15 protein-coding genes are annotated in these 11,343 nt (G+C 60.1%); 8 read left to right on the top strand and 7 right to left on the bottom strand.

Annotated elements, in window-relative coordinates:
• Window positions 1-11 precede the first annotated feature (11 nt).
• From rnk to cyaY, 3 genes are all read right to left on the bottom strand, one after another.
• Window positions 12-422, bottom strand: a complete 411-nt coding sequence (gene rnk, locus AC1MEA_RS08145) for a nucleoside diphosphate kinase regulator (RefSeq protein WP_480917313.1) — start codon at window positions 420-422, stop codon at window positions 12-14.
• Between the two features lie 152 nt (window positions 423-574).
• Entirely contained in the window at window positions 575-811 is a 237-nt protein-coding gene (locus AC1MEA_RS08140) for a DUF1289 domain-containing protein (RefSeq protein WP_480917311.1), read from the bottom strand.
• A 2-nt stretch (window positions 812-813) separates the two neighbouring features.
• Window positions 814-1,146, bottom strand: coding sequence for an iron donor protein CyaY (gene cyaY / locus AC1MEA_RS08135; RefSeq protein WP_219063017.1), 333 nt, complete (start codon window positions 1,144-1,146; stop codon window positions 814-816).
• A 241-nt stretch (window positions 1,147-1,387) separates the two neighbouring features.
• Here cyaY and lptM point away from each other — a divergent pair, with 241 nt between their 5' ends.
• The 6 genes from lptM to AC1MEA_RS08105 are packed head-to-tail and all read left to right on the top strand — an operon-like array spanning window position 1,388 to window position 5,982.
• Entirely contained in the window at window positions 1,388-1,549 is a 162-nt protein-coding gene (gene lptM / locus AC1MEA_RS08130) for an LPS translocon maturation chaperone LptM (protein WP_219063018.1), read from the top strand.
• A gap of 9 nt (window positions 1,550-1,558) precedes the next feature.
• Entirely contained in the window at window positions 1,559-2,806 is a 1,248-nt protein-coding gene (gene lysA / locus AC1MEA_RS08125) for a diaminopimelate decarboxylase (RefSeq protein ID WP_480917310.1), read from the top strand.
• A 4-nt stretch (window positions 2,807-2,810) separates the two neighbouring features.
• Entirely contained in the window at window positions 2,811-3,641 is an 831-nt protein-coding gene (gene dapF / locus AC1MEA_RS08120) for a diaminopimelate epimerase (RefSeq protein WP_219063020.1), read from the top strand.
• Window positions 3,642-3,654: 13 nt separating this feature from the next.
• Window positions 3,655-4,392, top strand: coding sequence for a DUF484 family protein (locus tag AC1MEA_RS08115; protein ID WP_449634287.1), 738 nt, complete (start codon window positions 3,655-3,657; stop codon window positions 4,390-4,392).
• Between the two features lie 2 nt (window positions 4,393-4,394).
• Window positions 4,395-5,297, top strand: coding sequence for a tyrosine recombinase XerC (gene xerC, locus AC1MEA_RS08110; RefSeq protein WP_219063022.1), 903 nt, complete (start codon window positions 4,395-4,397; stop codon window positions 5,295-5,297).
• Window positions 5,290-5,982 carry an HAD family hydrolase gene (locus AC1MEA_RS08105; RefSeq protein ID WP_480917307.1) on the top strand — a complete coding sequence of 231 codons (693 nt, stop codon included), beginning with the start codon at window positions 5,290-5,292 and terminating at the stop codon, window positions 5,980-5,982. Before xerC ends, AC1MEA_RS08105 begins: the two co-directional genes overlap by 8 nt.
• A gap of 67 nt (window positions 5,983-6,049) precedes the next feature.
• On the opposite strand, the gene sutA is transcribed toward AC1MEA_RS08105, so the two are convergent.
• From sutA to glnK, 4 genes are all read right to left on the bottom strand, one after another.
• Window positions 6,050-6,376, bottom strand: a complete 327-nt coding sequence (gene sutA / locus AC1MEA_RS08100; protein WP_449634285.1) for a transcriptional regulator SutA — start codon at window positions 6,374-6,376, stop codon at window positions 6,050-6,052.
• A gap of 100 nt (window positions 6,377-6,476) precedes the next feature.
• Window positions 6,477-6,902 carry a secondary thiamine-phosphate synthase enzyme YjbQ gene (locus tag AC1MEA_RS08095; protein WP_219063025.1) on the bottom strand — a complete coding sequence of 142 codons (426 nt, stop codon included), beginning with the start codon at window positions 6,900-6,902 and terminating at the stop codon, window positions 6,477-6,479.
• 178 nt (window positions 6,903-7,080) lie between these two features.
• Window positions 7,081-8,418 carry an ammonium transporter gene (locus AC1MEA_RS08090; protein WP_480917305.1) on the bottom strand — a complete coding sequence of 446 codons (1,338 nt, stop codon included), beginning with the start codon at window positions 8,416-8,418 and terminating at the stop codon, window positions 7,081-7,083.
• A gap of 34 nt (window positions 8,419-8,452) precedes the next feature.
• Window positions 8,453-8,791 (bottom strand): P-II family nitrogen regulator, encoded by a 339-nt coding sequence (gene glnK, locus AC1MEA_RS08085; protein WP_002555808.1) that lies wholly within the window; start codon window positions 8,789-8,791, stop codon window positions 8,453-8,455.
• Between the two features lie 419 nt (window positions 8,792-9,210).
• On the opposite strand from glnK, the gene AC1MEA_RS08080 reads away from it, so the two are divergent.
• Both AC1MEA_RS08080 and AC1MEA_RS08075 read left to right on the top strand, forming a co-directional pair.
• A complete protein-coding gene (locus tag AC1MEA_RS08080; protein ID WP_219063027.1) occupies window positions 9,211-9,471 on the top strand; it encodes an accessory factor UbiK family protein in 261 nt (86 codons plus the stop codon).
• A 184-nt stretch (window positions 9,472-9,655) separates the two neighbouring features.
• A complete protein-coding gene (locus AC1MEA_RS08075; RefSeq protein WP_480917301.1) occupies window positions 9,656-11,149 on the top strand; it encodes a YifB family Mg chelatase-like AAA ATPase in 1,494 nt (497 codons plus the stop codon).
• Window positions 11,150-11,343 lie beyond the last annotated feature (194 nt).

Raw genomic sequence — 11,343 nt, 5'->3', positions numbered from 1 at the left:
GACCAGGGGCCTTACTGGTTGTACTCACCCGCCGCTTCCGGCTGATATTCCACTTCCAGTAACGTCAGTTTCAGCGTCTTGCCGCCGGGCGCGGGCCAGTCAATGTGTTGGCCGACCTGCAAGCCCAACAGTGCACAACCTACCGGAGCCAGCACCGACACCGTGCCTTCGGCGCCTGCGTCTTGCGGGTAGACCAGCGTCAGGTGGTAATCCTTGCCACTGCTTTCTTCGCGGCAATGCACGCGGGAGTTCATGGTCACGACACCGGCAGGCACCTCTTCGTGACCTACCACGTGTTCGGCGCGATCCAATTCGGCCTGAAGCGCTTCAATGCCCGGCGCGCCCTCGTCCAGGCTGTCGAGGAGACGCTCAAGACGTTGCACGTCGAGTCGGGTGAGGATGATTGAAGGTGCGATGCTCATGATCCTGACAGGCTCCTTTTATTCTGCCTGATAAAAGCAAAACCCCGCCGATTCGGGCGGGGTTTTGACGGGCCTCAAGCAAATGAGGCATGTCCGGACACTATCACAGCCTAATAAATACACAAGCCGACGAGGCTTCAGCGGGCAGCCACTCACTGTCCAGAGACGTCCAGCCTGCGCTGCTCGGCATCCGCGCAAATCTCCCGGCGTCGGTGATCATCCGCCGAGCGCCATTCGCGAATGGCTTCCACTGGACGCCAGCAGCCCTGGCAAACCTTTTGCTCGTCGAGCCGGCATACGCTGATGCAAGGCGACGGCACTGCCGGGCTGACATTGCTGAACAAGGGTTTCGCCGGTTTGACCGACGCTGAAGCGATGCTATCGGCCACTGTCAGATCTCGTCGAACTCAAGTTCGACGCCGGCCTGTTCCAGAGTAATGCGTGCGAGCATTTCGCTGAGCAGCTCATCACTGGAGTCGCACACCCAACGCTTGTGCTCTTCGTCGTAGTCGAAATGGAAACCACCGGAACGCGCGGCCAGCCACAGCTGACGCAACGGTTCCTGGCGGCTGAAAATAAGCTGGGTCCCATTTTCAAACTTCACGGTCAGCACGCCGGCCGAGTTTTCCAGGTCCAGATCCAGATCGCTCTCATCGAAAATATCCTCCAGCGCTTGCTGGGTGGCATCGACCAAATCGTGAAAGCGGGCTTCAGTCAAACTCATTACGGGAACCTCAAAAAGTGTCTACTGGTGACGCAGCGCCGCAAGATACGGTCGCTTCCAGACAAATGCAAAGCATACCCGCCCAACAGCAGGCGGCAATGTCGATAATGCCTCATCGCGTCGGGACAAATCATCAGGGCCTTGCCCGGAGCCCCGCCAGACGGGTAGGCGGCCGCATAGGCAAGGCGCTGGGTGGCCGGTATACTCGTGCGCAATTAATGCTTTTACAAAGGATTTCGCCATGAAGCGCCTGATCTCTTCCCTTGCTGCGCTCCTCGCGGTCGCTTGCCTCGTCTCTGCCTGTGGTCAAAAAGGGCCGCTGTACCTGCCCGATGACAGCAAGTCCCCTGAAGACCAAGCAAAATCATCGCAATCGCAATCGCATAAGCACTCTACTTACTAGGGAACACCCATGGACGCCTTCAACTACCGCGACGGTGAACTGTTTGCGGAGGCTGTAGCGTTGTCTGCCATTGCCGAGCGTTTCGGCACGCCGACCTACGTCTACTCCCGCGCGCACATCGAAGCGCAATACCGTGCCTATGCCGATGCACTGGACGGTATGCCGCACCTTGTGTGCTTTGCGGTAAAAGCCAACTCCAACCTGGCTGTACTCAATGTCCTGGCGCGTTTGGGCGCTGGTTTCGACATCGTGTCCCGGGGTGAGCTGGAACGCGTCCTGGCCGCTGGCGGCGAGCCCGGCAAAATCGTGTTCTCCGGCGTCGGCAAGACCCGCGAAGACATGCGTCGCGCCCTGGAAGTCGGCGTGCACTGCTTCAACGTCGAATCCACCGACGAGCTGGAACGCCTGCAAGTGGTGGCCGCAGAGCTGGGCGTACGCGCGCCGATCTCGCTGCGCGTCAACCCGGATGTCGATGCGGGCACCCACCCGTACATCTCCACCGGGCTCAAAGAAAACAAGTTCGGCATCGCCATCGCCGATGCCGAAGACGTGTACATCCGGGCCGCGCAATTGCCAAACCTGGATGTGGTCGGCGTCGACTGCCATATCGGCTCGCAACTGACCAGCCTGCCGCCGTTCCTTGATGCACTGGATCGCTTGCTGGCGCTGGTCGATCGCCTTGGCGATTGCGGCATTCACTTGCGTCATCTGGATCTGGGCGGCGGTCTGGGCGTGCGTTATCGCGACGAAGAGCCACCGCTGGCCAGCGACTACATCAAGGCTGTGCGTGAGCGCCTTGACGGTCGCGACCTGGCACTGGTGTTCGAACCCGGTCGCTTCATTGTGGCCAATGCCGGCGTACTGCTGACCCAGGTTGAATACCTCAAGCACACCGAACACAAGGATTTCGCCATCGTCGATGCGGCAATGAACGACCTGATTCGTCCGGCGCTGTATCAGGCCTGGATGGACGTGAGCGCGGTTCGCCCACGCGACGGCCAGCCACGCACTTACGACATCGTCGGACCGATCTGTGAAACCGGTGACTTCCTGGCCAAGGAGCGCGAAATGGTGCTGGCCGAGGGTGATTTGCTGGCTGTGCATTCGGCCGGGGCTTATGGTTTCGTCATGAGTTCCAACTACAACACCCGCGGCCGCGCCACTGAAGTGTTGGTCGATGGCACCGAAGCGTTCGAAGTGCGCCGCCGCGAGACCGTGGCAGAGCTGTTTGCTGGCGAAAGCCTGCTGCCGGAGTAACCCCATGCTGCTGCGTTTTACCAAGATGCACGGTTTGGGCAACGACTTCATGGTTCTGGACCTGGTCAGCCAGCACGCGCACATTTTGCCCAAGCACGCCAAACAATGGGGTGACCGCCACACCGGGATCGGCTTCGACCAACTGCTGCTGGTCGAAGCGCCGAGCAACCCGGAGGTCGATTTCCGTTACCGGATTTTCAATTCCGACGGCTCCGAGGTTGAGCAGTGCGGCAACGGCGCGCGCTGCTTTGCCCGCTTCGTGCTGGACAAACGCCTGACCACCAAGCGCCAGATTCGCGTGGAAACCAAAAGCGGCATCATCGAACTGGACATCCGCAGCGACGGTCAGATCAGCGTCAACATGGGCCCTCCCCGGCTGATTCCAGAAGAAATTCCGTTTCAGGCCGACGAGCAGGCGCTGAGCTATCCCGTCGAAGTCGATGGCCAAATCATTGAGCTTGCCGCAGTATCGATGGGCAATCCACACGCAGTTTTACGTGTCGAAGACATCAATAATGCGCCCGTGCATGAGCTTGGGCCGAAGCTGGAGCATCACCCGCGCTTTCCGGCCCGGGTCAATGTCGGCTTCTTGCATGTGGTTGATCGCCAACGCGCGCAACTGCGCGTCTGGGAGCGTGGCGCCGGGGAAACCCAGGCCTGCGGTACCGGGGCTTGCGCAGCGGCGGTGGCGGCCATCAGTCAGGGCTGGATGGATTCGCCCCTGTTGATCGACCTGCCTGGCGGGCGCCTGTCCATTGAGTGGGAAGGCCCAGGCCATCCCGTGATGATGACGGGTCCTGCAGTGCGGGTTTACGAAGGACAGGTTCGTCTATGAGTGAGCAAATCCGATGACCGATCAGCCTCAGATTTCAGCCGAAAAGCCCAGCGAAGCACCTGCCGACAACGCAGCGCCAGCCCTTGAGGCGGAGGCTATCGCCGCTTATTTGCGTCATCACCCAGAGTTCTTCGTTGAACACGAAGAACTCTTGCCAGCCTTGCGCATCCCGCACCAGCGCGGCGATACCGTGTCACTGGTCGAGCGCCAGCTCAAACTGTTGCGCGACCGCAATATCGAGATGCGCCACCGCCTTTCGCAACTGATGGACGTGGCTCGCGACAATGATCGGCTGTTTGACAAGACCCGTCGCCTGATCCTGGCGTTGATGGACGCCAGTAGCCTGGAAGAAGTGGTCATCGCCGTGGAAGACAGCCTGCGCCAAGAGTTTCAGGTGCCCTTCGTCAGCCTCATTCTGTTCAGCGACAACCCCATGCCCGTGGGCCGCTGGGTCAGCAGTGCCGACGCGCAGAAAGCCATCGGCGGTCTGATCTCGGGCGACAAGACTGTCTGCGGCGCACTGCGCGAGCACGAGCTGACCTTTTTGTTCGGCCGCGAACAAGGCGAACAAATCGGCTCAACCGCCGTCGTCGCCCTGATTCATCAAGGCCTGCATGGCGTTTTGGCCATCGGCAGCCGCGACCCGCAGTACTACAAAAGCTCCGTCGGCACGCTGTTTCTCAGCTATATCGCTGAAGTATTGGGCCGGGTGTTGCCGCGCTTCACCCAGTCACTACGCTCGGTTCGCTGACCATGGAAAGGCAACTGGACGCTTACTGCACGCACCTGCGCAGTGAGCGCCAGGTGTCCTCCCATACCCTGGAAGCCTACCGCCGCGATCTGAGCAAAGTCCTCGCCTTTTGCGAAAAACAGCAGCTGAGCAGTTGGTCGGCGCTGGATATTCAGCACCTGCGCAGCCTGATCGCCCGTCTGCATCAGCAAGGCCAGTCCTCACGCAGCCTGGCACGCCTGTTGTCAGCGGTTCGCGGCCTATACCGTTACTTGAACCGCGAAGGTCTGTGCGATCACGACCCGGCCAACGGCTTGTCGCCACCCAAGGGCGAGCGCCGCCTGCCGAAGACCCTCGATGCCGATCGCGCCCTGCAATTACTCGACGGTGCGGTCGAGGACGACTTTCTGGCTCATCGCGATCAAGCGATCCTGGAACTGTTCTACTCGTCGGGCCTGCGTCTGTCGGAGCTGACCGGGCTCAATCTCGAACAGCTTGATTTGAGTGACGGATTGATTCAAGTCCTCGGCAAAGGCAGCAAGACCCGCGTGTTGCCAGTGGGCAAGAAGGCCCGTGAAGCCCTGGAAATATGGTTGCCGTTGCGCGCACTGGCCAATCCGGAGGACGATGCGGTATTCATCGGCCAGCAAGGGCGTCGTCTGGGACCCCGGGCGATTCAGTTGCGCGTGAAAGCGGCGGGCGAACGCGAGCTGGGGCAAAATCTGCATCCACACATGCTTCGCCATTCGTTTGCCAGCCACTTGCTCGAGTCTTCACAAGATCTACGCGCGGTGCAGGAGCTGCTCGGCCACGCCGACATCACCACCACGCAGATCTATACGCACCTGGACTTCCAGCATCTGGCCACGGTTTACGACAGCGCCCATCCCAGGGCCAAACGCAGCAAGGGCACTGATCATGATTAAACTGATTACCTTCGACCTCGATGACACCCTGTGGGACACCGCGCCGGTGATCGTCAGCGCCGAAGCCGTGCTGCGCGACTGGCTGGCCGAACACGCGCCGAATCTCGGCCCGGTGCCGGTGGAGCATCTGTGGGCCATACGCGCACGACTGGTCGAGGCCGACCCCACGTTCAAGCACCGAATCAGTGCGCTGCGTCGACGTGTGCTGTTTCATGCGCTGGAGGAGGCTGGCTACGCCCATGCCCACGCGCAGGAATTGGCCGACAAAAGCTTCGAAGTCTTCCTGCACGCACGGCATCAAATCGAGATATTCCCCGAGGCTCAGCCGACGCTGGAAATTCTCGCCAAAACCTACACGCTGGGGGTTGTGACTAACGGCAATGCCGACGTCCGCCGCTTGGGGTTGGCTGATTATTTCGCGTTCGCCCTGTGTGCCGAAGAGCTGGGCATCGGCAAACCCGACCCGGCCCCCTTCCTTGAAGCGCTGAAGCGCGGCAAGGTCGACGCCAGCGCAGCCGTGCACATCGGCGACCACCCCGGCGACGATATCGCAGGGGCGCAGCAGGTTGGTTTTCGCGCCATCTGGTTCAATCCCGCAGGCAAAGCCTGGGAAGCCGACAAGCCGCCTGACGCCGAGATTCAAAGCCTGATGCAATTGCCGGAATTGTTGGCGAGTTGGGGCTGAGAGCAATTTTCAGACAAGAAAAAGCCCGCGGCGACAGCGGGCTTTTCTTTGTTCGATAAACGACCGTTTAGATAGGTCGGCTACCGTACTTGTTGTCAGGCTTCTTCGGCGGATCAGCAACCACGTTGGGCTCCACCTCGACAACCTTGCCGCCTTTGGAGAGGAACTCTTCCATCGCACGGGCCAGAGCGTCGCGCTCTTTGTTCTTGGCTTCTACGCTCGGCAGTTCATCCACCGAGACAGCGGCCTTGGCTTTACCCTTGGTGGGAGTGACCGAGGCTTCGCCGCTGTCATCAGCGTCGGCGCCATCGTCTTCGGCAGCAGCAGCGAGCTCCTCACCGTCCTCTTCACCTTCCAGATCGTCTACCATTTCATCGTTGTCATCGTCGCTCATGTTCTACCTCATGACTTGCGAAAGCAGATTAGTTATAGCCCAGCTACGCCCACTGTCGAAGGCTGCCGGAAAAAAATCAACGACCGCTGAAAATCAGTGGTCATGCCTCATCACCGTACAAGGTGGCGAGGACTCTGCGAGCACCGCCAACATCTCGATGCTCACCCAGATAAACACCTTGCCAGGTACCCAGCGCCAATCGCCCCGCCGTGACCGGCAAACTCAACTGGCAGCCAAGCAAACTGGCCTTGAAGTGCGCAGGCAGGTCATCGGGGCCTTCGTCGTCATGTTCATATACGTCCATACCCTGGGGCACCAGACGATTGAAAAAACGCTCGAAGTCACGACGCACAGCCGGGTCGGCATTCTCGTTGATGGTCAACGAGGCCGAGGTATGCTGTAGCCACAGATGCAATAGACCGACCCGACAAGTGCGCAGCTCAGGCAAGCCTGCCAGTATCTCGTCGGTTACCAGATGAAACCCGCGAGGCCTTGCTCGCAGAGTAATCAGCGTCTGTTGCCACATACAGTTCTCCACGCTTCGGCGCGCATTCTAACGCGCTGGAGAAAAAAACAAAGCGCGTAATGGACCACCTTTTGTGTAAGCCGCCGCCCAAGAGCAAACAACCCTCTCCATCCTGCGTGTATCGACAAACTTCAGACAAAAAAATGCCCGGTCGCCCGGGCATTTTTTATGCGTCGACTTACAGGTTGTAGCCACGTTCGTTGTGCAGCGCAAGGTCGAGGCCGACAGCCTCTTCCTCGTCAGTGACACGCAGACCCATGACCATGTCCAGGACCTTGAGAATGACGTAGGTCACAATCGCGGTGTAGATGATCGTGAAGCCTACGCCTTTGCACTGGATCCAGACCTGTGCAGCGATGTCGGTCACGGTGCCGAAGCCACCCAGGGAAGGCGCTGCGAACACACCCGTCAAGATCGCGCCGAGGATACCGCCGATACCGTGTACGCCGAAGGCATCCAGGGAGTCGTCGTAGCCCAGTTTGCGTTTGAGGCTGGTGGCGCAGAAGAAGCAGACTACGCCCGCAGCCAGACCGATCACCAGGGAGCCCATCGGGCCAACGGTACCGGCGGCAGGGGTAATGGCAACCAGACCGGCAACCACACCCGAAGCGATGCCCAGGGCACTTGGCTTACCGTGGGTCAGCCATTCAGCGAACATCCAGCCCAGTGCGGCAGCAGCGGTCGCAATCTGGGTCACGAGCATTGCCATACCGGCAGTGCCGTTGGCCGCAGCAGCGGAGCCAGCGTTGAAGCCGAACCAGCCTACCCAAAGCATTGCCGCGCCGATCAGGGTGTAACCCAGATTGTGCGGAGCCATTGCGGTGGTCGGAAAGCCTTTACGCTTGCCCAACACCAGGCAGGCAACCAGACCCGCAATACCGGCGTTGATGTGAACCACAGTGCCGCCAGCGAAGTCGAGAACACCCCAGTCCCACAACAGACCGCCAGGACCGCTCCAGACCATGTGCGCAATTGGCGCATAGACCAGCGTGAACCAGATGCCCATGAAGATCAGCATGGCGGAGAACTTCATCCGCTCAGCGAACGCGCCGACGATCAGCGCAGGGGTGATGATGGCGAAGGTCATCTGATAGGTGATGAACACTGCCTCAGGGAACAACGCGGCCGGACCCGTGATGCTCGAAGGCGTCACACCGGCAAGGAATGCCTTGGACAGGCTGCCGAATATGGAGTTGAAGTTGACGACGCCCGCTTCCATCCCCGTTGTATCGAACGCAATGCTGTAGCCGTAAACGACCCACAGAATGCTGATCAGACCGGTAATGGCGAAGCACTGCATCATTACAGAAAGAATGTTTTTCGACCGAACCATACCGCCGTAGAACAGCGCCAGGCCGGGAATGGTCATGAACAGCACCAACGCCGTCGAGGTCATCATCCAGGAAGTGTCGCCGGAATTGAGGACAGGCGCAGCCACTGGGTCTGCCGCCATGGCCAGACCAGGGATTACAAGGGACAACAGGGCTCCTAGCCCTGCGAATTGACGCAGAGTCATATTGTTTTACTCCTGGGGCGTTGGGTTTGGCGGCTTAGATTGCGTCGGTATCGGTTTCGCCGGTACGGATGCGAATGGCCTGTTCCAGATTGACCACGAAGATCTTGCCGTCACCGATTTTGCCGGTGTTGGCAGCCTTGGTTATCGCCTCGATCACTCGATCCAGATCCTTGTCATCGATCGCAACATCGATTTTTACCTTGGGCAGGAAGTCGACTACGTATTCCGCGCCGCGATACAGCTCGGTGTGACCCTTTTGCCGACCGAAGCCTTTGACTTCAGTGACAGTGATGCCTTGCACGCCGATCTCCGACAGTGACTCGCGCACGTCATCCAATTTAAACGGCTTGATGATGGCAGTGACTAGCTTCATGAAACTTTCTCCCGAATTGGTGGACTTGCCCCAGGAAAACAAACCCGACTCAAGTCTAAGCGCAGTGCCTGGCTTTGTAACGTGTCGGTCGCCTTAACAGCCCCGATCAACCCCAGAAAACCGCTTCTGACGAAACACTTCCCCGCTTCGCCTGCCGCACTGCAATCGTCACAGCGACTGCATCAGTGCATGGGTCATATGCCACTAAGCAGAAAGCTTGCCATCTCGTGAAATCTCATTGAATACAGGGCCTTGGCCAAGAATCACTTTCCCGGCCACCGATTGCGGCGATCAGGACGCACAACAACAGTGCGCATGCGCCCGCCCCCATGCGCGAAAAGCGTGCAGAAAGGGCGATCTGAATTGACTATAGACGCTGCGTGATATACTGCCGCCCATCTGTTTCCGGAACCCTGACCATGCTCGCGCCCAAAGCCTTCCTCGACGCCCTGAGTGGCCACGCCTCTCGCTTGTTCAACGGCGAAACGCCTGTCCCGCGCAACGAATTCGAAACCCAGTTCAAAGCCCTGCTGCAAAGCGGCTTCAGCAAGCTTGATTTAGTGAGTCGCGAAGAGTTCGACAGCCAGATGACCGTCCTCGCCCGCACCCGCGCCCGCCTTGAAGCGCTGGAAGCAAAAGTGGCCGAGATGGAAGCGAAACTGACGCCACCGGCGGAGTAACAGCCGCGCGACTTCTGGACGTTCACCGTCCAATCCCGGTGGGAGCGAATTCATTCGCGAATAAGACTACGCGTCCCGATTGCCCCCACACGGGACTATCCACTCACACCCTGTATCGATTCCCCTCCCCAGCTTCCCCTCGAATTCCCGCAGGATGCGGTTCTTCAGACATCAAGGAATGATCATGTCTCTCGCCATCGTGCTCAGCCGCGCTCAGGTGGGTGTGGAAGCGCCCGCCGTAACTGTCGAGTGCCATCTGGCCAACGGCCTTCCTGCGCTGACGCTGGTGGGCTTGCCTGAAGGTGCAGTCAGGGAAAGCAAGGATCGGGTCCGCAGTGCCATCCTCAATTCCGGCCTCGAATACCCTGCCCGCAGAATCACCCTCAATCTCGCACCGGCCGACTTGCCCAAAGACGGCGGCCGCTTTGATCTGGCGATTGCCCTGGGTTTGCTCGCCGCCAGCGGGCAACTGCCCGCTCACGCGTTGCAGGATGTCGAATGCCTGGGTGAATTGGCGCTCTCTGGCGCTATAAGGCCGATACAGGGTGTTTTGCCTGCCGCGCTGGCCGCGCGTGCCGAGAGCCATACGTTGATCGTGCCTGCGGCCAATGCCGAGGAGGCGTGCCTGGCGTCCGGGTTACGAGTGATTGCAGTCAATCATCTGCTGGAACTGGTGGCGCACTTCAATGGCCGGACGCCTATTGTCCCCTACGTATCCAGCGGCCTTTTGCACCTGAGCAAACCCTATCCGGACTTGAGCGAGGTGCAAGGCCAGACTGCCGCCAAACGCGCATTGCTGGTAGCGGCGGCGGGCGCGCACAATCTTCTTTTCAGCGGGCCTCCCGGCACCGGCAAGACACTCCTCGCCAGCCGTCTGCCAGGCCTGTTGCCGCCACTGGATGAGCATGAAGCCCTGGAAGTCGCCGCGATTCAGTCGGTCGCCAGCCAGAGCCCTCTGACCAGTTGGCCACAGCGACCCTTTCGGCAGCCCCACCATTCCGCCTCAGGTGCCGCGCTGGTGGGTGGCGGCAGTCGTCCGCAACCCGGCGAAATCACCCTCGCCCACCATGGCGTGCTGTTTCTCGATGAGCTGCCCGAGTTTGATCGCAAAGTGCTGGAGGTGCTGCGTGAGCCACTAGAGTCGGGCCATATCGTCATCGCCCGTGCCCGCGACCGGGTGCGCTTCCCGGCGCGCTTTCAGTTGGTGGCCGCGATGAACCCCTGCCCTTGCGGCTATCTGGGTGAGCCCAGCGGTCGCTGTCGTTGTTCCACCGAGCAGATCCAGCGCTACCGCAACAAGCTCTCCGGCCCGCTGCTGGATCGAATCGACCTGCACCTGACCGTCGCCCGCGAAGCCACGGCGCTCAATCCGGCCCCCCACATCGGCGACGACACCGCCAGCGCCGCCGCCCTCGTGGCCCAGGCCCGCGACCGGCAACAACGGCGCCAAGGCTGCGCCAACGCCTTTCTCGACCTGCCGGGTCTGCGCAAACACTGCTCGCTGTCCAGCGCCGACGAAAACTGGCTGGAAACCGCCTGCGAGCGTTTGACCCTGTCACTCAGGGCCGCACACCGCTTGTTGAAAGTGGCAAGAACGCTGGCTGATCTGGAGCAGGTCGATGCGATTGGGCGCAGTCATCTGGCCGAGGCGTTGCAGTATCGGCCGTCGAGTAATTAATGGGGTCACACGCAGAATAAGAGTCGCACGCTACTGGATTTTCGGCGAACCATAGATCTGCTTCTGGCCGCCAGGCCGTAGGAGCGCGCTTGCCCGCGATCGACTACGTAGCGGTCGTAAAAGTGCTTGGTTTCATTGGCCCCTGAAGGCCGTGCCGACCTTTTCGCGGGCAAGCCCGCTCCTACAGGAGATCA

The organism is Pseudomonas sp. ASL8 (assembly GCF_056680355.1).
The sequence above is the reverse complement of the archived record's forward strand: the minus strand, read 5'-3'. Positions and strand labels throughout refer to the sequence as shown.

Coding starts and splice junctions, on each gene's coding strand:
- rnk (WP_480917313.1), bottom strand. CDS start 422: ATGAGCATCGCACCTTCAATCATCCTCACCCGACTCGACGTGCAACGT.
- cyaY (WP_219063017.1), bottom strand. CDS start 1,146: ATGAGTTTGACTGAAGCCCGCTTTCACGATTTGGTCGATGCCACCCAG.
- lptM (WP_219063018.1), top strand. CDS start 1,388: ATGAAGCGCCTGATCTCTTCCCTTGCTGCGCTCCTCGCGGTCGCTTGC.
- lysA (WP_480917310.1), top strand. CDS start 1,559: ATGGACGCCTTCAACTACCGCGACGGTGAACTGTTTGCGGAGGCTGTA.
- dapF (WP_219063020.1), top strand. CDS start 2,811: ATGCTGCTGCGTTTTACCAAGATGCACGGTTTGGGCAACGACTTCATG.
- AC1MEA_RS08115 (WP_449634287.1), top strand. CDS start 3,655: ATGACCGATCAGCCTCAGATTTCAGCCGAAAAGCCCAGCGAAGCACCT.
- xerC (WP_219063022.1), top strand. CDS start 4,395: ATGGAAAGGCAACTGGACGCTTACTGCACGCACCTGCGCAGTGAGCGC.
- AC1MEA_RS08105 (WP_480917307.1), top strand. CDS start 5,290: ATGATTAAACTGATTACCTTCGACCTCGATGACACCCTGTGGGACACC.
- sutA (WP_449634285.1), bottom strand. CDS start 6,376: ATGAGCGACGATGACAACGATGAAATGGTAGACGATCTGGAAGGTGAA.
- AC1MEA_RS08095 (WP_219063025.1), bottom strand. CDS start 6,902: ATGTGGCAACAGACGCTGATTACTCTGCGAGCAAGGCCTCGCGGGTTT.
- AC1MEA_RS08090 (WP_480917305.1), bottom strand. CDS start 8,418: ATGACTCTGCGTCAATTCGCAGGGCTAGGAGCCCTGTTGTCCCTTGTA.
- glnK (WP_002555808.1), bottom strand. CDS start 8,791: ATGAAGCTAGTCACTGCCATCATCAAGCCGTTTAAATTGGATGACGTG.
- AC1MEA_RS08080 (WP_219063027.1), top strand. CDS start 9,211: ATGCTCGCGCCCAAAGCCTTCCTCGACGCCCTGAGTGGCCACGCCTCT.
- AC1MEA_RS08075 (WP_480917301.1), top strand. CDS start 9,656: ATGTCTCTCGCCATCGTGCTCAGCCGCGCTCAGGTGGGTGTGGAAGCG.